The organism is Roseibium album (genome assembly GCF_965233825.1).
Taxonomy (GTDB): Bacteria; Pseudomonadota; Alphaproteobacteria; order Rhizobiales; family Stappiaceae; genus Roseibium; species Roseibium album.
In genome coordinates, this window is record NZ_OZ247583.1 from 3,128,217 (window position 1) to 3,150,877 (window position 22,661).

General features: G+C 56.7%; 21 protein-coding genes. 8 read left to right on the plus strand and 13 right to left on the minus strand.

Features of this window, described 5'->3' with window-relative positions; translation table 11 throughout:
• Nucleotides 1–58: 58 nt before the first annotated feature.
• From ACO6TI_RS14435 to ACO6TI_RS14445, 3 genes are all read right to left on the minus strand, one after another.
• Nucleotides 59–1,015 carry a substrate-binding domain-containing protein gene (locus ACO6TI_RS14435; RefSeq protein ID WP_055111780.1) on the minus strand — a complete coding sequence of 319 codons (957 nt, stop codon included), beginning with the start codon at nt 1,013–1,015 and terminating at the stop codon, nt 59–61.
• A gap of 98 nt (nt 1,016–1,113) precedes the next feature.
• Nucleotides 1,114–2,136 (minus strand): ABC transporter permease, encoded by a 1,023-nt coding sequence (locus ACO6TI_RS14440; protein WP_172670756.1) that lies wholly within the window; start codon nt 2,134–2,136, stop codon nt 1,114–1,116.
• 2 nt (nt 2,137–2,138) lie between these two features.
• Complete coding sequence (locus ACO6TI_RS14445; RefSeq protein WP_422385164.1) at nt 2,139–3,662, minus strand: sugar ABC transporter ATP-binding protein; 1,524 nt, start codon at nt 3,660–3,662, stop codon at nt 2,139–2,141.
• Nucleotides 3,663–3,864: 202 nt separating this feature from the next.
• Here ACO6TI_RS14445 and ACO6TI_RS14450 point away from each other — a divergent pair, with 202 nt between their 5' ends.
• Nucleotides 3,865–4,899 (plus strand): LacI family DNA-binding transcriptional regulator, encoded by a 1,035-nt coding sequence (locus tag ACO6TI_RS14450; RefSeq protein ID WP_055111782.1) that lies wholly within the window; start codon nt 3,865–3,867, stop codon nt 4,897–4,899.
• A gap of 7 nt (nt 4,900–4,906) precedes the next feature.
• On the opposite strand, the gene ACO6TI_RS14455 is transcribed toward ACO6TI_RS14450, so the two are convergent.
• From ACO6TI_RS14455 to ACO6TI_RS14490, 8 genes are read right to left on the minus strand one after another with little or no spacing between them, the layout of a single operon-like run.
• Complete coding sequence (locus ACO6TI_RS14455) at nt 4,907–6,022, minus strand: isocitrate/isopropylmalate dehydrogenase family protein (protein WP_055111784.1); 1,116 nt, start codon at nt 6,020–6,022, stop codon at nt 4,907–4,909.
• Nucleotides 6,023–6,033: 11 nt separating this feature from the next.
• Nucleotides 6,034–6,681, minus strand: a complete 648-nt coding sequence (gene otnC / locus ACO6TI_RS14460) for a 3-oxo-tetronate 4-phosphate decarboxylase (protein ID WP_055111786.1) — start codon at nt 6,679–6,681, stop codon at nt 6,034–6,036.
• Nucleotides 6,678–7,910, minus strand: coding sequence for a 3-oxo-tetronate kinase (gene otnK / locus ACO6TI_RS14465; protein WP_055111788.1), 1,233 nt, complete (start codon nt 7,908–7,910; stop codon nt 6,678–6,680). Before otnK ends, otnC begins: the two co-directional genes overlap by 4 nt.
• Nucleotides 7,907–8,704 carry an N-acyl homoserine lactonase family protein gene (locus tag ACO6TI_RS14470; RefSeq protein WP_055111790.1) on the minus strand — a complete coding sequence of 266 codons (798 nt, stop codon included), beginning with the start codon at nt 8,702–8,704 and terminating at the stop codon, nt 7,907–7,909. The genes otnK and ACO6TI_RS14470 overlap by 4 nt, the downstream gene beginning before the upstream one ends.
• Nucleotides 8,701–8,991: a putative quinol monooxygenase gene (locus tag ACO6TI_RS14475; RefSeq protein ID WP_055111793.1), complete on the minus strand. Its 291-nt coding sequence runs from the start codon at nt 8,989–8,991 to the stop codon at nt 8,701–8,703. The genes ACO6TI_RS14470 and ACO6TI_RS14475 overlap by 4 nt, the downstream gene beginning before the upstream one ends.
• A 13-nt stretch (nt 8,992–9,004) precedes the next feature.
• Entirely contained in the window at nt 9,005–10,288 is a 1,284-nt protein-coding gene (locus tag ACO6TI_RS14480; RefSeq protein ID WP_055111795.1) for a TRAP transporter large permease, read from the minus strand.
• Nucleotides 10,285–10,821, minus strand: a complete 537-nt coding sequence (locus tag ACO6TI_RS14485) for a TRAP transporter small permease (protein WP_104702781.1) — start codon at nt 10,819–10,821, stop codon at nt 10,285–10,287. Before ACO6TI_RS14485 ends, ACO6TI_RS14480 begins: the two co-directional genes overlap by 4 nt.
• 53 nt (nt 10,822–10,874) lie before the next feature.
• Nucleotides 10,875–11,888, minus strand: a complete 1,014-nt coding sequence (locus ACO6TI_RS14490) for a TRAP transporter substrate-binding protein (RefSeq protein WP_055111797.1) — start codon at nt 11,886–11,888, stop codon at nt 10,875–10,877.
• 189 nt (nt 11,889–12,077) lie between these two features.
• Between ACO6TI_RS14490 and ACO6TI_RS14495 the strand changes: the two genes are divergently transcribed.
• The 3 genes from ACO6TI_RS14495 to ACO6TI_RS14505 all read left to right on the plus strand — a co-directional run bounded on the left by ACO6TI_RS14495 (nt 12,078) and on the right by ACO6TI_RS14505 (nt 15,709).
• Nucleotides 12,078–13,115 carry a Gfo/Idh/MocA family protein gene (locus tag ACO6TI_RS14495; protein WP_196998276.1) on the plus strand — a complete coding sequence of 346 codons (1,038 nt, stop codon included), beginning with the start codon at nt 12,078–12,080 and terminating at the stop codon, nt 13,113–13,115.
• A complete protein-coding gene (locus tag ACO6TI_RS14500) occupies nt 13,108–13,782 on the plus strand; it encodes a GntR family transcriptional regulator (protein ID WP_029063618.1) in 675 nt (224 codons plus the stop codon). The genes ACO6TI_RS14495 and ACO6TI_RS14500 overlap by 8 nt, the downstream gene beginning before the upstream one ends.
• A 295-nt stretch (nt 13,783–14,077) precedes the next feature.
• Nucleotides 14,078–15,709 (plus strand): di-heme oxidoredictase family protein, encoded by a 1,632-nt coding sequence (locus ACO6TI_RS14505; RefSeq protein ID WP_196880280.1) that lies wholly within the window; start codon nt 14,078–14,080, stop codon nt 15,707–15,709.
• Nucleotides 15,710–15,886: 177 nt separating this feature from the next.
• Here ACO6TI_RS14505 and ACO6TI_RS14510 read toward each other — a convergent pair whose 3' ends face one another.
• Both ACO6TI_RS14510 and ACO6TI_RS14515 read right to left on the minus strand, forming a co-directional pair.
• Complete coding sequence (locus ACO6TI_RS14510) at nt 15,887–16,441, minus strand: DUF2585 domain-containing protein (protein ID WP_286132976.1); 555 nt, start codon at nt 16,439–16,441, stop codon at nt 15,887–15,889.
• Nucleotides 16,442–16,589: 148 nt separating this feature from the next.
• On the minus strand, nt 16,590–17,537 hold the full coding sequence (locus ACO6TI_RS14515) for an acetamidase/formamidase family protein (RefSeq protein WP_158705433.1): 948 nt from the start codon (nt 17,535–17,537) through the stop codon (nt 16,590–16,592).
• Nucleotides 17,538–17,661: 124 nt separating this feature from the next.
• On the opposite strand from ACO6TI_RS14515, the gene ACO6TI_RS14520 reads away from it, so the two are divergent.
• From ACO6TI_RS14520 to ACO6TI_RS14535, 4 genes are all read left to right on the plus strand, one after another.
• Entirely contained in the window at nt 17,662–18,570 is a 909-nt protein-coding gene (locus ACO6TI_RS14520; RefSeq protein ID WP_104702788.1) for a LysR substrate-binding domain-containing protein, read from the plus strand.
• Nucleotides 18,571–18,725: 155 nt separating this feature from the next.
• Nucleotides 18,726–20,327 (plus strand): peptide chain release factor 3, encoded by a 1,602-nt coding sequence (locus ACO6TI_RS14525; RefSeq protein ID WP_422385165.1) that lies wholly within the window; start codon nt 18,726–18,728, stop codon nt 20,325–20,327.
• 130 nt (nt 20,328–20,457) lie between these two features.
• On the plus strand, nt 20,458–21,198 hold the full coding sequence (locus ACO6TI_RS14530) for a class I SAM-dependent methyltransferase (protein WP_055111810.1): 741 nt from the start codon (nt 20,458–20,460) through the stop codon (nt 21,196–21,198).
• 160 nt (nt 21,199–21,358) lie between these two features.
• Nucleotides 21,359–22,204 carry a hypothetical protein gene (locus ACO6TI_RS14535; RefSeq protein WP_055111812.1) on the plus strand — a complete coding sequence of 282 codons (846 nt, stop codon included), beginning with the start codon at nt 21,359–21,361 and terminating at the stop codon, nt 22,202–22,204.
• Nucleotides 22,205–22,661: the final 457 nt, after the last annotated feature.

Sequence of the window (22,661 nt, forward strand, 5' to 3'; positions counted from 1 at the left end):
CTGAAAAAAAGGGGCCGGGATCCCATCGCAAAGACCCCGGCCAGTTTTCGCTGAACGATTAGAACGGCGAATCCGGGAAGTAGTAGCTCTCGGCATTCTCGCGGGTGATCAGGGTCGCGCCAAGAATGTAGCGGCCGGCAACCGGTCCGTTGGACTTGAACGCGTTGACTGTTGCATCCATGGCGGTTGCGATCATTGCCGGCGGATAGAGAACGTCGACAGGGATCAATTCGTCACCGTCCATGATGCCCTTGATGATTTCCTTCATGCCGGCACCACCAACAACGAACATGCCATCACCGTCGCGGCCGGCCTGTTTCAACGCAGCCACAACACCGACCGCAATGTCGTCATCCTGGGCCCAGACCGCATCGATATCCGGAAAGCGTGACAGGAAATCCTGCATGACCTCAAAGCCGTCATCGCGGTTCCAGTTGGCGTGCTTGTGGTCCAGCACGTTGATGCCGGATCCCTCGATTTCTTCCATGAAAGCATCGAAACGTTCATTGTCGATCACGGTCGGAATGCCGCGCAGGACAACGATGTTGTCCCCGTCTTTCAGGCGGCCTTTCATGTATTGTGCCGAGACACGGCCGAGTTCCGGATTGTTGCCGGCCACATAAAGGTCCTCGATGCCCGGCTGGCTGAGACCGCGGTCAACCACCGTGATCCAGGCGCCTGACTTCTTGACGTTCAGAACCGGGTCGGTCAGCGGTTCGGATTCGAACGGCAGCACAACAAGTGCGTCGATCTGGTGAACCGAGACGAGGTCTTCCAGCGCGCTTGCCTGCGCACCCGGGTCAGGAGAATTGACCAGGATCAGATCCACGTCGGGGTAGAGCTTTTCCAGTCGTTTTTCCGCCTGTTCGGCATGCCAGTTCATGCCGGCTGCCCAGGCGTGTGTCGGTGTCGGATAGCTGACGCCGATCTTGATCTTGTCTTCGGCCGATGCCTGACCGGCAAGAGCCAGCATGCCGGTAACGGCCATCATTCCAAGTGTTGTCTTCCAGAGCATCATTTCCTCCTCCAATGCTGTCGATTGGACGCACCTTTCCCGTCCGGTGCGATCCGGTCAAAAGTGGGGACGGGTCCCTCTAGCTTGAATTCAGCGAATTACGACTTGCTGTTTCTGCCGAACTTCCAGTCGCTGCGCTGCAGAAGAACCGCAACGATGATGATCAGACCCTGCATTGTTCCATTCAGGTAATTCGAAATCATATCGGTGAAGTTCAAGATGTTGCCGATTGTCGTCAGAATGAGTGCGCCCAGGATGGTGCCTCCTATGCGGCCATACCCACCCTTCAGCACCGTGCCCCCGATGATCACGGCTGCAATCGCCTCCAGTTCCCAAAGGACGCCGGTCGATGCGGAGGCCGAGCCGAGACGCGGCACATAGATGATCGTCGCAAAGGACACGCACAATCCCTGGATGATGTAGGTAAGTGTCTTCACCCTGTCGACATTGATGGCGCTGTACTTGGCTACCGCCTCGTTGGAACCGATCGCCGTGCAATAGCGCCCGAACGCTGTCCGGTTGAGCAGCAGCCAGCCACAGATGGCGACGCCGATGAAGACCCAGACGGGGAAGGGAAGGCCAAGAAAGCCGTCATAGTAGACCGGACGATACGTGCCGCGGATATCGAAATTCAGCGACAACGTGCCTCCGTCTGCGAAATAGGTTACCAGCGACCGATAGATGCCCATGGTGCCGAGCGTGACGATAAAGGCCTCGATCTTGCCCCTGGTGGTCAGGGCCCCGTTGATCCAGCCGGCGCCGATCCCGAGCAGAATGGCGATACCGCACCCGAAGAGAACGGTTGGAACACCCGTGCCGAGCGTTTCTACGGCATTGTTCATCACGATGATCATCACGCCGGCTATCGCAGCGGCCATGGATCCAACCGACAGATCAATGCCACCCGCCGTGATGACGAATGTCGCACCGACCGCAATGATGCCGATAAAGGCAGAGCGGGTCAGAAGATTGGTCAGATTGCCTTCACTGACAAAGGCAGGATTGAGCAGAAACCCGATGATGCAAAGCAGGAGCAGGGCGAGCGCCGGACCAAGCGTCTTGAAATCAACGGAAAACCGTTTGGCCGTCTTGGCCGCTTTGTCGTCTGATGCGGTCATCATGGTCAATGGAGGTCCTCCCGTTTCAGCCCGGCGGCATAGCGCATGATTTCGTTTTCGTTGATGTGGTCGCCTGTCAGAATGCCGGTGATACGGCCTTCTCGCATTACTGCCACCCGGTGGCAGATGCCGATGATTTCCGGCATCTCGGACGAGATGACGACCACAGAAACCCCTTCCGCGGCGAGCGCGGCGATAAAATGATAGATCTGCTGCTTGGTGCCGACATCGATGCCTCTCGTCGGCTCGTCGATGATCACGATCCTCGGATCACATTCCATGATCTTGGCAAGAAGCAGCTTCTGCTGGTTGCCGCCGGACAGTTTGCCGACGGTGATGCCGGGATCGCGTGCTCTGACGTCGAACCGGCGGATAGCGCGCTCAAGTGCACTTTCTTCCGCTTTTTTGTCTATGGCAAAGTTCTTCACGAACTTCGGCAGGGCAAAAAGGGTCAGGTTTGGCTGCATCTTCTTGTCAAGCAGCAACCCCTTCTCCTTGCGATCCTTGGTAAGATAGGCAAGGCCTGCATCGCGTGCCCGGGCAACGCTCAGGGGAGCAGTCTCGCTGCCGAACAGCCTGATCGTGCCTCTATCGATTGGAGCAAGGCCACAAACGGCTTCGAAGACGGCAGTCCGGCCTGAGCCGATCAGACCCGAAAAGCCGAGAATCTCTCCCTTGCGCAAGCTGAAACTGACATCGTCTATGCCGGGCGCCCTGAGGTTTTGGACTTCAAGGACCATTTCCGCATCGACATCTGCCTCATGCATGGGCGGATAGAGATCCGAAAGTTCGCGACCGACCATCATCTGCGCCATCGTATCGGGCGTCAGGTCACGGGACAGGCGTGTATCGATCCACTGACCATCGCGAAGGATGGTGATCCGGTCTGCGATTGCCTTGACCTCGTTCAGCTTGTGGGAGACGAAAACGATGCCGACGCCACTTTCCTTCAATTTTTCAACCTGTCGGAAGAACACCTCGGTTTCTTCCTCCGTGAGTACGGCGGTTGGTTCGTCCATGATCAGGATGCGGGCATTCCGGCTGACTGCCTTGACAATTTCGACCATCTGCTTCTGCGCAATCGTGAGGTCTGAAATCCGGTCTGTTGGCGATATCTCAAGTCCGATCTCGTCCAGCAGTCCCTGAACTGCCTCCCGCATGCCTTTGCGATCCAGAAAGCCGTTCGATCTGGCCTCCCGTCCTAGAAACACATTTTCCTCAACGGTCATTTGCTCCGCGAGATTGAGTTCCTGGTGGATGAGAACGATGCCGAGTTTCTCGGCCGCACCGTTGGGAGGGAGGGTGGTCTGTTTTCCGTCGAGGCGGATCTGGCCTGAAGTCGGGTCGTGGAAACCCGAAAGGATCTTCATCAATGTTGATTTACCGGCACCGTTCTCGCCGATCAGCGCATGCACTTCTCCGGGTCGGATGTCCATGCTCACGCTGAACAGGACAGGTACCGGGCCGAATGACTTGCTGATGTTCACAGCTTCGACGATCGCCGCCGGAGCGGACGTCCCAAAATCCATTTGAAGTTCCTCCCAGGCACCATCAGCTTCAGTCACTTTGATGCCATGAAACTCGTGTAAACGTTTTCATGATCGATGTAAACCTTTACATTGAGGTTTGTAAACCTTTTCATGAATCAGTTCAGAGTCTATACAGCTAGGAGAGTATTGAATTTCATGCACTTAATCGCAGCCCGCAGCGCAGCATGATCGGGGCCTTAAAATGAGTGAACCGGTCGACAAGCCGGCAACAATTGAAGATGTGGCAAAACTGGCGGGTGTCTCGATTGCGACCGTCAGCCGGGCATTGCGTTCGCCGGAGAAGGTGGCGGAAAGCACGCGCAAGAAGGTAACCGCGGCTATTGCGCGGACGGGGTACACGGCCAATGCCATGGCACAGAACCTTCGGATGCAGCGGTCCAAGATGGTTCTTGTGCTGGCCTCGTCCATCGCTGATCCGAATTTCGCCGGGCTCCTGACCGGGCTTGAGAAGGCTGCAAACGACCGTGGCTATGGTGTCCTGATTGGCAACACCGAGGGAACAACCGGACTGGAGCAGAACTACCTTCGTTTCCTGTCAACGGGGATGGCAGATGGCCTGGTTCTTCTGACCGGACACATACCGGTCGCCGGTGAGCCCCAGACGCCATTGACAACGTTGCCGCCGATCGTTGCCACCGAACGGCCTGTCTCCAACAGAGAGATCAGCTATGTGGGGGTGGATGATGTTGCTGCATGCAAGATGGCAACGGAATATCTGATTTCGCTTGGTCATCGCAAAATCACTTTCATTTCGGGTGGCCCTTCCGACATCCGCAGCGATCTGCGCCATTCCGGCTACAGGCAGGGGCTGCGGGAATCGCCCGAGGACCTGCGCGACTGGCGCGTGGAAGGAGACGGTACGAGTGAAAGCGGACGGGCGGCAGTTGAACGCCTCTTTATCAAGGATGACCTGCCCACCGCTTTTTTCTGTTTCAATGACAATACCGCAATCGGTGTCATTTCAGCGCTGCAGTTGCGTGGATACCGGGTTCCGGAAGATTTTTCTGTGCTTGGTTTTGACGACATTCCCTTTGCCAGTAACTTTTCGCCCGGCCTGACGACCATTCGTCAACCGCGACATCACATCGGTGAAAAGGCAATGAACATCCTGCTGAACCGCCTTGCCAACCGTTTGCTGGAAACAAGGAGCCACCTTCTCCACGGCGATCTGATCGTGCGCGAAAGCTGTGCCGGTGTCTCCAGACAGCGGAAGTAGTCTGAATTCATGCTCCGATGGAAGCGCGGGCGCCCGCAGTTTCCTCAATGTAGGACAGAACCTGCCGGGTCACATCGCGGGTTCCCATGTCACCCCCGAATTCCATGGGTCGAAGGTTGTTTTGCTGAAAGCCGGTTTCCACCGAGCTGTTGATGAGTTCGGCAGCCTCGCTCAGCACAGGCCGGTCGAGTTTTTCCGACAGGTAATCCAGCATCAGTGCACCACTCAAAATTGCAGCAAGTGGATTGGCCTTGTCCTGTCCCATGATGTCGGGCGCACTGCCATGCGCCGGCTGGAAGAGCCCGGTGGTATCTCCGATTTCGGCACAGGCCGCCATGCCCATGCCGCCCACAAGCCCGCCGGCAAGGTCGGACAGGATGTCTCCGAACATGTTTTCGGTCACCAGCACATCGAAATCCCAGGGTTTGCGTACGAGATCGAGGGCCTGGGCGTCGACATAATTGTAACCGACCGGAACATCCGGGAAGGCTCCCTTTACCTCGTCGAACAATTGCCGGAAAAAGGCGAGGGAAGTGAACACATTCGCCTTGTCGACGCAGGTCAGATGGCCGGGACTGCCCCTTTCGCGACGCTTGCGAGCGAGATTGAAAGCGAATTGATGCAGTTTCGTCGTGGTTTTGCGCGTGATCCTGAGTATGTCCTGAACTTCGTCGTCGTTCACCACGAGGCTGCGCTTGTGGGTGGCGGCCGAGTAGAACAGGCCCTCCGTCGACTCGCGCAAGATGACAAGGTCGATCCCGGCCGCGCGCGGATCGGCCAGCCGTTGCGGGGCATTCGGATAGGCCTTGACGGGTCTGACACCGGCATACAGGCCGAAACGGTCACGCAAGCGCAGGTGAGGGGAAATTTCGGTGCCGTCATCGTGACGGATCGAGGGAAGACCGATCGCACCGAGAAAGATCGCATCAGCGGCCCCGGCGCGCTGTTCTCCGTCGGCTTCGATATCAAGACCGGTGTCCTTGTAGTGTCCGGCTCCTGCACAAATGTTGTCATAGTGAGGCAGTGTCTGGCCGGTTCTGCGCAGGGCAGCTTCAACAACGGCCATTGCTGCCTCCGCAACATCCACGCCGATACCGTCGCCTTTGATCAGGGCAATTCTCATTTTTTCAGTCCTTACGTCCAGTCAACGTCGAACCGGTCAACAATCCGGTCGATCTGATCTGCGTTCAATACGGTGGCGTTTGCACCGCGCAACAGCATTGCAAGTCTTGCCGTCGCCTCAAGCTCTTCCATCGCATTCACTGCGGCCTCGAGACTTTTGCCCGCAACGACCGGCCCATGATTGGCCAGCAGGACTGCCGACCGTTTTCCTGCAAGGCCCCGGACTGCGTCGCCCATGGCTGGATCCCCTGGTACGAAAAAGGGAAGCAGCCGGACCTTTCCGAGTTGCATGATCCCGTAGGCCGTCAAGGGCGGGAGCACATTCTCCGGGTCGATGTCCGGTAGCAATGACAGGGCGACCGAATGACAGGAATGCAGGTGAACGACTGCACCTGTCATTGCGCGGGTATCATAAAAGGCAGAGTGAAGGGGCATTTCCTTGGTGGGACGGTCTCCCGACAGAAGGTCGCCGCTCGCTGAAAGATGACTGATCCGCCCTGGATCGAGGAATCCCATTGACGACCCCGTCGGCGTCACCAACAGGCTACCGTCCGACAAACGGGCGGAGATGTTGCCCGTCGAGCCATGGGTAAGGCCCCTGTCGAACATGGACTTCGCGCAAGAGGCGATCTGGTCGCGAACAGTGGTGATTTCACTCATGCGCGCCCCTCCAGCACCGCCAGTGCTTCGCGGAAGAAATCTGGGCCTCCGAAATTGCCCGATTTCAGAGCAAGGACGAGTTCGCTTCCGGTAACCTTGAGCGCGGGCACACCGGCCGCAATCCTCGGTCCAACCTCAAGCGTGTTGGCTGAGACACCGGAGACGACCGCACCGGAGGTCTCGCCTCCGGCCACAACAATCCGTGTTACACCTGCCTGTGAGAGAGCTGCGGCAAGATCTGAAAAGAGGTGCTCAACCGATTGGGAGCTTTCGTCTTTTCCGTATCTTTCCTGTGCGGCTGTTATCACATCTGGTTCCGCAGACGAATAGATGAGCGGAGGTGTATCCTGTTGCAGCACCCAATCAACAAGTTGTTCAGGCGACACCCTGTTTTCCATGATGTCCGCAACCGCAATCTCGCGCGCGGGAGCGAAGGCCTTGAATGTTGCCACCTGTTCGCGCGTTGCCGTTGAGCACGAGCCGGACAGGACCACCGCCTTGCCGGAAAGACCATGCCAGCGGGTCTCCCTGCGCACCACGTCAAAATTTTCGGGCAGACCGAGCGCAATGCCGGAACCGCCGACAATGAGTTTCCGATCAACTGCCGCCCGTCCCAAGGCAACAAGATCTTCGTTTCGAACCGCGTCCGCGATGAACATGGCCCTTCCGGCATCGGACAGTGTGGCAACGATTGCATCAACTCCGCCCCGGACTGTGGAAATTGGTACATGACCCACGGTCCAGTCTGTCTGGGCGGCAAGCACGCGGCGCAGATCCGGGTCGCGCATGGGTGTCAGAGGATGATTTTGCATGCCGCTTTCACTGAGCAGCCTGTCCTTCACAAACAGATGCCCTTCGTAGACGGTGCGTCCGTTTTCAGGAAAGGCTGGACAGACCAGAACGGAGGTCTCGCCGAGACGGTCGGCAAGCGCTGCACCGACCGGGCCGATGTTTCCCTCGTCGGTGGAATCGAAAGTCGAGCAGATCTTGAAGACAATCTGTTCGCACCCCTGGTCGACAAGCCAGTCGCAGGCCTTGAGCGAAACCTCAATGGCGTCACCCGCAGGCGCTGTTCTCGACTTAAGCCCGACGACACCGGCTTCAATGTCACTGTTGGCCGCCCTGGACGGTACGCCGACATACTGGGCCGTCCGCATGCCGCCTTCAGACAGTGTCAAGGCGATGTCGGACGCGCCGGTAAAATCATCTGCAATCACACCCAGCTTCATGCGTCTATCCATTTGGTCGGACCGTGGTCGAGGCGAGTAACGTGGTCCGGTCCGTGGGAAGGAAAAAAGTCCCGCACAAGTGGATCATGTCCTGGGATGACGAGCCTGTCTGCGCTGGCAAGCTGCCGAATGGTCCTGAACCCCTCCAGCATGTCATCGAGATCGACAACAATCGGGAACGGTTTTTCGTCGAGAAAGTTCTCGTAATAGTGGGACGTATCGGAGGCGAGGCACATCCAGCCCGCTTCGGTCAACACTCTCACGGCCTGAAGACCCTTGCTGTGACCACCCGTGTGATGAACCGTCACACCTTCCCTTACCTGCCCATCGCCTTCGTGAAAGACGACGCGGCCTGAATACAGACGCTGCACAGCCTCGCAGACATGGTCAGCCGTGAAGGGGTCTTTCAGCGTTCCGTGGCACATGCAGGGGCCTGTTGCATAGGCCATTTCCGCCGCCTGCAAATGGATCGTCGCGTTCGGGAAATGCTTCAGACCGCCTGCGTGGTCGTAGTGAAGATGTGTAACGATGATTGTCGAGACCGTCTGCGGGTCGACGCCGAGCGGCGCAAGCGCTTCAACCGGGTTCAGCCTGATGGGCCGTCCGCGCCGGTCGCCTTCCTCCTGGTCATAGCCGGTGTCGACCAGGACAATCTCGCTCCCCTGGCGCAGCACCCAGATGAAGTAGTCCATCTCGTGGGGAAGATGATGATCGTCATCAAGGATGAAGCTGTCTTTGCGGGTCCGTTGGTTCCTGTCCGCATATTTTACGGCAAAGACTTCCCAGGGCGTCATGATCTTACCTTCGCATAAGTCGCAACGGACTTTTCGGAAATCATCGGCGCGACCTGAGCATCAAAGGCCTGAAAATGCGGGGTTTTCAGGTGCGCCTGGAAAGCGGCCGCGTCATCATAGATTTCATAGAGAAAAACTTCATTCAGCCTGTCCGGATCGGAGCAGACATCAAATTGCCGGCATCCGGGTTCGCCTTCAAGCGAGGCTTTGGCATTCTCGATCATCAGAGGCATGAAGGTTTCGAACATTCCGTCCCTGATCTGGAATTGGACCGTGACTGCAAACACGTGGTTCTCCTTGTTACCGGAAAAGATGCACCATACCCATTGAGACGAACGGGATATAGGTCACGGCGAGAAGAGCCGCGATGGCAGCGAGGTAGAGGTGCGCCATGTTGCGCGCGATGGTAAGCACACCGACACCGGAAATCCTGGAGGCAACGTAAAGCGTTGCTCCCACGGGTGGTGTGAACAGACCGACGGCAACGTTACAGGTCATGATCACCCCGAGGTGAACGGGGTCGACGCCGAAGGCTTTTGCCGTCGGCAGGAACAAGGGGGCCGTGAGCAGGATTGCGGGAACCGGGTCGAGTACAAGCCCGAGAATAAGCAGGACAATGTTCACAAGCAGAAGGAACATCCAGGGCCCGCTAGAAAATTCCTGGACGAAACCGACCAGTATCTGCGGCATCTGTTCGAGCGTGATCAGCCAGCCGAGCACGGTGGTAGCACCGATAACCACCATCACCACGGCACTTGTTACGAACGAATCCACCAGAAGCCTCGGCAGGTCCCTCAGTTTGAAGTCTCGATAGACGACTGTGGTCACGAACAGTCCATAGACAACGGCAAGCGCGGCGGCTTCGGTCGGCGTGACCCAGCCGGTGAAAATGCCGCCTAGGATAAGGACCGGCATGAAGAGGGCGGGGGCTGTTCCGATGAAGGAGCTTCTCAGTTCTTTCAAGGAGGTTGTTCGCCCACCCGGGTCGCACTTGCTGGTCTTGCCGACGTAGTAGCAGACCGCCATGAACATGGCACCAAACAGGATGCCGGGGACCATGCCGCCCAAAAACAGGTCCGCAACCGAAACATTGCCGACAAAGCCGTAGATCAGCATCGGAATGGAGGGAGGAATGATGATCCCGATCGTACCGGCGGCGGCGACAAGCCCGGCCGCAAATGCGGTATTGTAGCCTTCTCGCGACATGTTCTTGATCATGACCGAACCGATTGCGGCACTGTCGGCAATGGCGGATCCGGAAATGCCGCCGAAGATCATCGAGGCTCCGACAACGACCATGCCGAGGCCGCCGGCCATAAACCCGAAGGCGGCGCGCGCAAATCCGATGATGCGCAGACCTACACCGCCGCGACTCATCATTTCACCAGCGACGATGAATAGCGGTATCGCCAGGAAATGGTTTGGCTCGACGCCGCCGATGAAGTTGAGGAAGAGCGCCTGCAGCGGATAGCCGAGGTCAAAGACAATGATTGGCAAAACAGCCGTAATCAGGATGGCCCACACAAGGGGAACGCCTAGAAAGACCGTAGTCAGGAACACGGCTACGACGAATATCAGGATCATAGCAGCGCCTCCCCGCCATCCGAATGCGTTCCGTGAGGCACGACCGGGTTCCGGATATCGAAAACCATGTTGAATAGATGAAAGATCAGCGTCAGTGCCATGCCGACGGGCATGGATGCGTAGAGAAGCCCGACAGGCCAGTAGAGAACCGTCGTCTTCTGTGCCCAGGTGTGAACCGAGATGTTGTATCCTGTGTAGATCAGGCTGATCAAAAGGACTGCGATGATTACGTCGATGGCGATCGAGAGCAGTCTTTGCGCGGCAAACGGCATGAGCCGTTCGACGATCTCCGTCACGCGCATATGCGCCCCGCGTGCCACAGCCGCTGCGCAGCCGGTGAATGTGCTCCACAGCAGCAGAAAGCTGGTAACCTCAAGGGACCAGGCCAGGTCAAAGCCGGCAAAGCCCCGGAGCCAGGCGTTGCAGAACACAAGTGTGACAATCGAAAAGCCTCCCAGCATGAGGCCAAAGTCCACCAGATGGCTGAGCCAGCGAAGCACAGCCGGATAATGATCTCGGTAATCCACGGTCATCTCTTTTGAAAAGGACCGGAGCCGAAAAGGCTCCGGTCAGTTGATGCTCTAGGTCAGTTTTGCGCCGGAAGCGCGTCTCTGATGGCCGCGGCATCGGAGAGGATATTGTTGACAGCTTCCTCGCCGTAGACGTCTTTTGCTTTTGCATAAACCGGCTGCACGGCTTCGCGGAACGGTCCGATTTCAGGAACGCTGACCTTGGCGCCGTCCTCTGTCATCTGGGACAGCTGGCTGTCGACGGAGCTTTTCACCAGGTTGCGGCTGAAGGCTGCGGATTCGGCAGCTGCCTTCCGTACTGCTTCCTTGTCTTCGTCAGAAAAGGATTGCCAGGTCTTCTCGGCAATCGTGAGGGGCAGCGGGCTATAGACATGACGCGTCAGCGTGATGTTGGGAGCCACTTCATAGAACCGAAGGGAATTGATCGTGTCGACCGGGTTCTCCTGGCCGTTCACGATGCCTTGCTGGATCGACAGGTAGACATCTGTGATCGGCATGACGACCGTCTGAAAACCGATGGCTTCCATCGACCAGCGGATCATGTCGTTCGGAAAGACGCGCATCTTCATGGATTGGGCGTCTTCAGGGGAAGCGAGCGGCTCGTTCGTGGTGAAGCTCCGGAAACCGGCCTCCCAGGTAGACAGGACGCGGAAGCCCTTTTCAGGCAGCTTGTCAAATTCTCCCTGCAGCCAATCCGAATTGTCATAGAGTTCCCAGCCCTGCTCATATGTGTCGACCAGGAACGGCATCGCAGTGAGGTTAAGCGTCGGCAGGTGAGTGGCGTAGCTGCCCGTTGCGGAGACCGTAAAGTCGATGCCACCGAGCTGGAGCAGTTCAATGGCCTTCGGATCGTTTGCCAGCTGACCCGACGGGAAGATCTGAACTTCATAACGTCCGTCTGTGTATTCAGCGACCTTTTCGGCAAAAAGCTCCGCCGCCGCCTGGCGAGAACCACCAGGATTGTCCGTATGGCTGAACCGGAGCGTTTCCGCGGCAGCAGCGCTTCCCGCACTTGCCACAACGATTGCAGCGCTCATCAGCAGACGGCTCAGGGTTTTCTTATCAAGCATTTCAGTCTCCTCCCACGATCGGATTTGAGATCGTATCTAATTACACATTGATTTGCGTATACGTAATTCAATCCCTTGTCAACTTGACTGATGTCCACTATCAAAAAGATGAAGATGCAGGCGCTCCAGAAAGGTGCTGCGAAAACGACCCAATGTGCGTATCAGCGTCAGGGCGACGGAGAGAAAGCCATGAAAAAAGACGGTGAGGCTTTGCGGGTTGCGTGCCTGGGAGCCGGTTATTTTGCCCGTTTTCACTACGAGGCCTGGCAGGGTCTGCCGCGCGTCAGGCTTGTCGGCGCCTGCGACCGCGACCTGGAAAAGGCGAGGGCGACAGGTTTTCCCGCGTTCGATGAGTTGAAAACGATGTTGAAGATGGCGCGACCGGATCTGCTCGACATTGTCACACCGCCGCAGACCCACCTTGCAGCCATTCGCATGGCAATAGACTATGGCGTCAAGGCACTCATTTGCCAGAAACCGTTTTGCAACTCGATCGAAGAGGCAAGAGAGGCCGTTCAACTGGCTGAAGCAGCGGGCATTCCTCTTGTCGTCCACGAGAACTTCCGGTTCCAGCCCTGGTATCGCGCTATTAGACAGGCGCTTGACGACAAGCTTGTCGGTGATTTGCTGCAGGTCACATTCCGCCTGCGCACCGGCGACGGGCAGGGGCCGGAAGCGTATCTGGACAGGCAACCCTATTTCCAGCGGATGCCGAGGCTGCTCATTCACGAAACGGGCGTTCACTGGATCGACACGTTCCGTTATCTGCTCGGTGAGCCCGACGCGGTCTACGCGGATCTGCGAAAGCTGAACCCGGTGATTGCCGGGGAGGACGCCGGGTACTTCATTTTCGACTATCCGAACGGTGCCCGGGCGTTGTTTGACGGCAACAGGCTGCTCGATCACGCCGCTGAAAATTGCAGGACGACTCTCGGAGAAGCGCTTGTGGAGGGAACATTGGGAACGCTCAGTCTTGCTGGAGACGGTTCCGTGCGATTGCGGTCTTTCGGCTCGACGGAAGAGAAGGTGCTGTTGGCCGCTCGAAAGTGGCAGGGCTTCGGAGGTGACTGCGTCAAGAATCTGATATGTCACGTGGTTGAGGGTCTTCTTGACGGCAAGCCGTTGGAGAACGAGGCAAGGGACTATCTCAAGGTGATTGCGATCGAACGGGCACTCTACCGTTCTGATCGCGAAGGCATGAAAATCCGGGAGTTCGAAAGTGCTTGAAGCACAGAAACCGAAGACGATCACGACACAGGCGATGGAGCAGATCCGTCAGCTGATCTTCGACGGTGAACTTGCTGCAGGGTCGGACCATCTGGAAAGCGAGCTCGCCGACCGGCTCGGCATGTCGCGAACGCCGGTCCGGGAGGCAACGCTGATGCTGGCCCAGCAGGGTCTGTTGGAAGTGCGTCCCAGAAAGGGCGTTCGCATTGCAACACTTTCATTGACGGACATGGAAGAAATCTATGCGGTACTGACGGAGTTGGAGAGCCTGGCCGCGGAAGAAGCAGCTGAAAAAGGATATTCGGAATCGGATCTGGCAACCCTTCAGCGTGCGATCGAGGCGATGGAAGATGCACTTGAGCGACAGGACCGGGAAGACTGGGCCGTTGCGGACAATGATTTTCACGAAGAACTTGTCCGGCTGGGTGGCAATTCCAGGGTCGAGACGATCGTCTCCATGATGGCGAACCAGGTGAGGCGCGCCAGGGCCATGACCTTGTTCATTCGTCCTTTGCCGGTGAAATCGAATGAGGACCACCGAGCAGTCTATAATGCGATCAGGCAGGGCAAGCCGGCAACCGCGCGCGAGCGTCACAGGAGTCACAGGCAGCATGCAAGGGAAGTGCTCATAGATCTGCTCAAGAAGCACAAGCTGTTCCAGCTGTAATGCACTTCGTTTAGATGTTCCGGTCGGCCGTCGAAGTTTGGTTCCTGCGCGAAAATCGAGAAGTTCGGCTAAGCAAGCATCCGAATGACTTGTATTTATTAAGTTTTGGCGAAACTGTGTCGAAATATTTCTGAATGTTTCCAAATAAAAAAATACAACTAAATAAAACACTCAATTTTCGACTTTGATCCTTAAATAAAAATAAAACAAAATATATAGTTTTTACTTCTTTCTGCCATATTTTCACACAAACGTGATTGCTTCTCTTCAAGAAGAAATAAAAGAGGCAGTAATCATGATTGCGTCAAGCTCTCGCCCGTTCGCATGTGTTTCCGTTTTTATTCTATTGGGGGCAGTCGGGGTTGCCATTGCCGAAGTTCCGGAAAAACTCGATCAGATGCATTTGAATGACCGGGTCGGGGAGGATCCGCACCAGGCATTCATCGAGGCCTTTGAGGCGGGAGATGAACTGACGGAAGCGGTCTTTACGGTCGAGCGGGGTGTCGGGGCAAAAGTCAGCCAGGACGGAAGGCTGTTCACTCGCATGCCTCGGGCGGACTTGCAGGCATTTGGCGAGTGGACGAACCATTTGCCGAAACGCGAAGCCGGGCCGGTCGCACAATCGTGTATCTCATGCCACTCCGCGCCATATGCAAACGGTGCAGGTCCCAATCCGCTCAATGCAATAGTTGATCCCTTGCATACCGGTGATCCTGCAAGATATCTCCACCGAAACACCCCTCATCTGTTTGCACTTGGTGCCGTTCAGCGTATCGCGGAAGAAATGACCGCAGAGCTTCAGGCCGTGGAAGCGACATTGGAAAAAGAGGTCTGCGCACTGAATGGCAGCGCATCGCGCCCCTTGACCGCCAAATCAGTCGATTTCGGAATGCTGTCTGCCAGCCCTAGACTGGATGCGCAAACCGGTGTCTGCGTTGCCGAGTATGATCGCAGCAGCGTCGAAGGGGTAGACGAAGACCTCGTTGTCAGGATGTTCGGCTGGAAAGGATCCCATGCGACCCTGCGCGCGTTCACCCGGCATGCGGCGCACAATGAACTTGGAATGCAGGCGGAAGAGCTTGTCGGTGACCACGACGGCGACCATGACGGCGTTACAAGCGAGTTGTCCGTCGGCGATCTGACCGCTTTGACGGTCTATATGGCAGCTCTTGAACGCCCGGTTTCCAAGCTTGAACTTCATCAGCGTGGTGTCATGCAACTCGAGCCGGAGGAAAAGGACAGGATCGAGCAGGGTGAGACAAAATTTGCGGATGCGAAATGCACGGGTTGCCACGTGCCCGTGATGAATGTATCCACCCCGATCTTCAGCGAACCCAGTCTGCAGGCCGGGTTCACCGAAGAGATCTTTCCGTCCGGGCAGGAGGCTGCGGAAGCAGGTCTCTCTGCCAATACGGCAGTGTGGTTTGATCTGACGGAAGATTCACCCAACAATCATGTTGAGGTTGCCAACGGTGAAATTCTGAATTTCGGCGCGTTTGAGAAAGCCGGGGATGGGTCGGCCATCGTTGCCTGGTACTCGGACTTCAAGCGTCACGATATGGGTGAAAAGCTCAGTGACCCCGTTGATGTGCACGGTTTCGGCGCTTCGGTCTGGCCAACAGCTTCCCTGGCTGGGGTAGGGTCGACAGGCCCCTGGCTCCACGACGGAAATGCCACGACGCTTGAAGAGGCAATTCTGGCTCATGGAGGTGAGGCCGAAGAAAGCAGACTTGCATACGAAGCTCTATCCGAAACCGACCGCGGAGCGCTGATCGCCTTTCTTGAAAACCTGATCCTGATTGACCTGGATCCGGAAGACGAGGAAGAAGAGCACTCTTCCCTCAAGGGAACGCCTGGGTTCGTGCGCAAGGCAGAACTGGACGCGAAGGTTGTCCCGCTTGCCAAGCCTGTCTCGAAGTTTCAGTAGGGAGATCGAAGCGCTTTGCCGCCGACGGCGCCGCCTCATTTCTCCAAGCCAAATCCATGGCACTGTCCCGGGCTTGCCCCGGGACCAACTGGCAAGTGTTGCATATCGGCACAAAACCTGGACGGCGCCGAGACCCGGCATAAACAGATCGAGTGCAGTGTTTCAGGGCGGTGCCTGCTAGCCCCCTTGCCAGACCTTGATCGCTTCAACCGGATAAACGAGCATCAGGACATTCAAGGTGAGATTGTCGCGGATCACCCAAAGTGCAAGCAGTTCGAAGAAAATCGCGACCAGGATTGTGACCCAGACTGGCATCCGCCAGGCAAAGAAGAAACCGACCAGCATCCAGACGATGTCGAATATCGAATTGAGCACGCTGTCGCCGGTATAGCCGACGGCAATCGTTGCTTCCCGGTACCGGTCGATAATCCAGGGACTGTTTTCGGCCACCTCCCACGCTGCCTCGATGAGGATCGCCCCTAATGCGCGTTCGCAAACCGAACTGCGCCGGAACAGGAGCCAGAGCACCCAGTAGAAGATGAACCCGTGGATGATGTGAGAAAACGTGTACCAGTCGGCAATATGTTGTGACGACCCGGCAACATCGCTCGCAGGCGTCCAAAGGAGGACGTAACCGCACTCACAGATCGGGATCCTTCCCATGGCGAAAAGTATGGCGGCCATCACGGCAACCATGAGGAGGCCGGTGATCAAACATTTCGTAGGGCTCAAGGGCACTTACCTCGCCTGGTTGACTGTCGCTTGATTCGCTCGCGGCAGTTTACCAGTTTCATGCGCCTGCAAACGATCCTTTGAAACGAATGTTGGGTCCTTCGCGGGACGGTGTCGTCATGTGGCGCGATTTGGATGGACCCTGGCTTTACCGGAATATGTCGCGCGGCAATTGCATAGAGACGTGGTAATGCGGAGTGTCGACGATCTCGTTGATCACCAGATTGCCGACAAGGCCCGTCAACAGGTAGGCATCCGAAAGTTTCAGGTCGTGGAGCCGCATCAGCCACTCGACCATGCTTCGGTTGGCATCCTGTGCGTTTTTGTAAAGGTCAGGTCCGAAGGCAGAAGTTGAGTAAAACGCCATGCTGTCGTTGCGATGCCGGCACCCGGGCGCGGTGATGTAGTGCGGTGCCGCGATGTGCCAGTCCTTGTGGAGGCGAATGCGCGCTGTCACCGTCATGGGAGCCTCGACCGCATAAAGGCTCGACTGTCCGTCGCCCTGGGAAAGGTGACAATCACCAAGAGACAGGAGGCCACCTGCCACTTCAACCGGCAGGAACACCCTGGAACCGGCGCGCAGGTATCGATTGTCCATATTGCCACCGGTGCGGCGCGGCAGCAGCGTGCGATGCGGTCCGGCCTCTTCCGGGGCCAGGCCCACTAGGCCGCAGGACGGATTGATCGGGATCCGGACATCGGGAAGAAAGTCGAGGCAGTCGTCGTCACCGATATTGAGAATGCGCAGTTCCTTCAAGTCGGAAAATTCATCTTCCAGCAGCCCCTTGCCGAGTACGCCGTCCGATTTCGGCTGCAGTGCGGTCCAGCCCCAGCCATGATGCTCGAATGTCGTCAGTTCCACTTCAACAACGTCTCCGACTTCTGCGTCCTTCAAGAAGATCGGACCCTGGATGGCATGCACCCGGCCGATATCGCCGTTTTCAAGATCTCGATAGGTGGACGAAGGAGTGATCTGACCGTCTGCGGCTTCACGGCATTCAAAGATGACCCGATCACCGGTATCGATCTCAAGCTGGGGCGTAAGAGTCTTGTCCCAAGCATAGTGATACCCGTAATCCATGATGTGCGTGGCCATGAAAACCTCCAAAGATGCGATGGCGAAGCATTGTTGTTCCACCGTTCAGGCGGTATGAATTAATGAATCAACACCACGTCCTTGTGAAATCAGATGTTTTGGGGGAGTAGAATTAAAATATTTAATGCGAAATCTTCGAAAAAACATTCCGTCACCAAAAGCTCTGATTGCCTTCGAGGCTGCGGCACGGCATCTGAATTTTACCGCCGCGGCTGAGGAGCTTCTCATCACGCAGGCCGCAGTGACCTATCAGATACAGAAGCTGGAGCAGGGTCTGGGCACGGCACTGTTCACCCGTTCCCACCGACGGATCGAACTGACATGGGCAGGTGAACGGCTCTTGTCGGCCGTGAGCTACGGCCTCGGACACATTGCGGAAGCCGCTTACCAGATCCGAAAGGCGAGCGAAGGCGGGACGTTGACGGTTGCAGCCAACGGTGCCGTTTCTTTCTACTGGCTTCGTGAAAGGGCACTCAATTTCCAGATCGAAAACCCGGGCGTGGAGCTGCGCCTGATGACCGGTGAGCAGGATGATATCGAAAATCCCGGAAGCGGCATCGACCTTGCCATTCGCCACGGTTCGGGCGACTGGCCGGGGCTGGAGGCGAGCCTGCTGTTTGATGAAGTTGCTGTGCCCGTCTGTTCACCGGACTATTTGGCAAGAAATGGTCCCTTCAATCAGCCCGCAGATCTGAAAAAGGCGAGATTGCTCCAGCTGGAACCGCTGTCTCCGGACTGGATTACGTGGGAGACCTGGTTTTCACTCCGCTCTGTGGAATACGACAGGCCGCAACCGCCGGAGACGGTAACCTTCAACAGCTATCCGATCCTGCTGGAAGCCGCGATTGCCGGTCAGGGGATTGCGCTCGGCGGTCTCAACGTGATTGCAACCGTCTTGAAAGAGGGTCGGCTTGTCCAGATGGACGACCAGCCACACCACACGGGACTTGGATATTATCTGGTCCAGGCAGTGAACAAGCCGCGCGGAGAAGCTTCTGTGGGTTTCGCCAAATTCCTGGTTGCCGGCCTGTAGACGTCAATTCTCTTCTGGAATTTTTCTCTTATTCCCTCTATGACCTTGCGCCAACGAAACATCAATCCGTCCGGCCACCAAGAGTGTTGTTGCGCACCGGTATCAACCGTCGCGAATGCGCAGACCCCGCCGGATCAGCGGACCAGGAGAATTTCATGGCAGGCCTTAACGGAAAGGCGCCGTATCAATCACGGCGCACATTTGCAATTATTTCGCATCCGGATGCCGGCAAGACGACCCTGACCGAAAAGCTTCTTCTTTCGGGTGGTGCGATCCGGGCAGCCGGGCAGGTGAGGGCGCGCGGTGAACGTCGCAGGGCTCGCTCGGACTGGATGAAGATCGAGCAGGAACGAGGCATTTCGGTTTCGTCTTCCGTCATGACCTTCGAGCGCAAGGGCATCGTCTATAATCTCCTCGACACACCGGGCCACGAGGATTTTTCCGAGGACACTTACCGCACGCTCACGGCCGTCGATGCGGCAATCATGGTCATTGATGCGGCGAAGGGCATCGAGACCCAGACCCGCAAGCTATTCGAGGTCTGCCGCCTGCGCGACATCCCGATCATCACTTTCGTCAACAAGATCGACCGGGAAGGCCGTCACGCCCTGGAGATCCTGGACGAGGTCCAGGAAGCGCTTGCGCTGGATGTTTCGCCGCAGACCTGGCCGGTCGGCATGGGCTCAGACTTCTTCGGTGTCTATGACTGGCAGCAGAAGAAGTTCCATACGTCCGAAGGCGAGCGCGGCGGCGCCTATGCTGAGACCAGGGACGTTTCGGGTCTTGAGGACGAGATCCTGACCGCAACCGTGTTCGACCGGATCATGGATGAACTGACCGAGAACGTGGAACTCGGTGCGGAAGGCTACGCCGAATTCGATAGGGAGAGCTTTCTCGAGGGTCACCTGACACCGGTCTTTTTCGGCTCCGCACTGCGCGACTACGGTATTGAAGAGGTGCTCGACTTCATAGCGGCCTTTGCACCGCCGCCACATTCCCAGCCGGCCACCGGCGGGCGTACAATCATGCCCGGGGAAGACAAGGTCACCGGTTTCGTCTTCAAGGTGCAGGCCAACATGGACCCCAAACACCGCGACCGTATTGCTTTCGTCCGCCTGTGTTCGGGAACATTCAAGCGCGGCATGAAACTGAAACACGTACGCGCAAACAAGCAGATCGCGGTCTCCGCACCGATCTTCTTTTTTGCCGAGGAACGCGAGATCGCAGATCTTGCCTATCCGGGCGACGTCATCGGCGTCCCGAACCATGGCCAGCTGCGCGTCGGCGACACGTTGACGGAGGGTGAGAACATTCACGTCACGGGCCTGCCGGCATTCGCACCGGAAATTCTGCGACGCGTGCGCCTGTCCGACACCATGCGCGTCAAGCAGATGCGCCAGGGTCTGCAGGATCTGGCCGAGGAAGGTCTGGTGCAGATCTTCAAGCCGGATCTCGGCTCCAACTGGATTGTCGGCGTGGTCGGTGCGCTTCAGCTCGATGTCGTGGTTGATCGGCTGAAGGCCGAATACGGCACAGAGATCGGTTTTGAAGCGGTGCCTTATAACACCGCCCGCTGGATTGAAACAGATAGCCAGACGCTGCAGAAGATGATCGAAGCCCATCGCATGTCGATCGCAAACGACCGCGATGACAAGCCGGTGTTCCTGTTCAAGAACGCCTGGGAAGTCGGTCATGTCACTGAAAAATTTCCTGATGTGACCTTCCGCGAAACCCGCGAGATCGTCTACGAGGCGTGACGCGCTGAGAGCAAATCTTCAGGTGCGGTGAAGTCTGCCCGAGGTCTGTCCCGGAAACCGGTTATCCGGTACTGTGCACAATCAATCAGAAGCGGTTGCCTGAACCGCAATCCGGTCGGCGAGGTGTACAATGGCAGACTATGACAGGAATCCCGCACCCTATCTGCAGCAATCGGTCGCCGACAACCCCTACAGGCTGCTTGAATGGACGGTGTTCCTGGAAGTGCTGGGGCCTGTCACAGGCAAACGCGTTCTCGACCTGGCCTGTGGTGACGGTCGTTTGACACGTGTTCTTGCCCATGGCGGAGCTGCGGAGGTTCTTGGTCTTGATGTCTCCGAAGAAATGCTGGAACACGCCAGGGAACAAAACGCTGAGGGGCAACCTGAGGCCTTCCCGGATCGGGTGAGCTATGGCGAGGTCAGCGCCACGGACGAGACCTTTCAAATGACCCCGCGGGCAGACATCGTCACGGCGATGTATCTTTTTCACTATGCACGCAGTGTTGAGGAACTTGACCATATGGCTGACCTGATCGGCCGTAACCTTGAACCCGGTGGGAAGTTCGTAACCTATACGATCAATCCGGACTATGATTTTACCAGTGCTCCGGACGACATGGAAGAACGGATCGGCTTTCATTACCGCATCATTGACCCACCGGCATACGCGCTCGTTATCAAGGATTTTGAAGTTCCGATATGGCAATGGAGCCGGCAGCAGCATGAAGAAGCGCTCAAACGCGCCGGGTTGACCAATATTCGCTGGCATCCGCTCCAGTTTCCGCCGGAGCAAACACACCATCTGGTCGGTTGGGCCTGGTACCTGGACAATCCGAGCTGCATCGTGCTGTCTGCGGAAAAGGCAGGATGAACAGGCACTGTCGCCGAACCGCATCATGATAATGCTGTTGCGAAGGTTCAGACAGAAGTCCAAACGTTTACCGACATCACCTTGACATATACGTTCGCAACGGTACCAATTCAGGAAGTTTGCTTTTTATTAAAAGTATAGATCAGGAATTTTCCGACCAATGATTACCGTCCCGGAACTTGCGGCAGACGCTCTCGGCGATTTCCTGACAACCTATGTTCAGCGCCGTTTCGGCCGCTCGGATCCGGAACTTGCCGAACTGTTACCGTCTATTGCACGCATCGCCCTGGAGTGTATCGGCAATAGCGACGCGCTTTATCACAATATCGAGCACACAATGCTGGTGACGCTGGCCGGGCATGACATTCTGCGCGGCCGTGCGCTCCATTCGGATATGGCCCCGACCGACTATGCACATGTCATCGTTGCCTGCCTTACCCATGATATCGGTTATGTGCGTGGTATCCTGCCGGAAGACGAAGACAATCGTTTCGTCATTGATCCTGCCGGCGACAAAATCAAATTGCCGCGCGGCGCGTCGGATGCGTCGCTGACACCTTATCATGTCGATCGCTCCAAACTCTTCGTACATCATCGTCTTGCGGGCAACAGCCTTCTCGACCCTGAGCGCGTTGCAACTGCAATCGAAGGCACCCGGTTTCCCAACAGGTTTCCGGATGACGGCGAAACACTGTGCGAAGAAGCAAATTTGTTGAGAGCTGCCGACTTTATCGGTCAGCTTGGCGACCCGCACTATATTCGCAAGGCGAATGCCCTCTTTTATGAATTCGAAGAATCCGGCCTCAACAAGCAACTCGGCTATGACACCCCGGCTGACCTGGTCCATCTTTATCCGCAGTTCTACTGGAACAGCGTTGCACCCTACATACAAAAGGCAATCGACTATCTGAAAATCACGACCTCCGGGCGCCAGTGGATCGCCAATCTTTATTCCAATCTGTTGCTGGCCGAAAAGGACATGGCGCTTCTGGGGCCGCAACGCTAGAGCCGTCCTTTGTGTATCGGATTGCTTCCGCTCGCTGGAAATTCCTGTGTTTCTTGTCCGCCGTCGCCGGGGTAATCCACGACAGTTGGTAAGATGCCGGTTGCTACAGTCTGAGAGATGATGTCACCGGCCAATCCGTCGATCAAATCCCGGCCCATTGCGTTCACTGGTCATTCCATTCGAGCGATAAAAAGATCAGCAGTTGCCGAAGGAGGTCAAATTGACCGGTCGAACTCAGTGAACAACGCTGATCTTCAATGAATCGGTTTCAAAGGGACCCCTTCCAAGATCCTGGAATGGTTGATGAATTCCTGCCGCTTAAGTGCTTCATTCAGTACATTAACGTTTCTTCGGTTGTCCGTAGCTGGTCCTGGGCGGCTGACGTTGCTCTCGTGGGTGACAGAGCTTGACGCCTGCTGACGATATCCGCTCACAAAGTCAAAGGGGCTCCGGGATA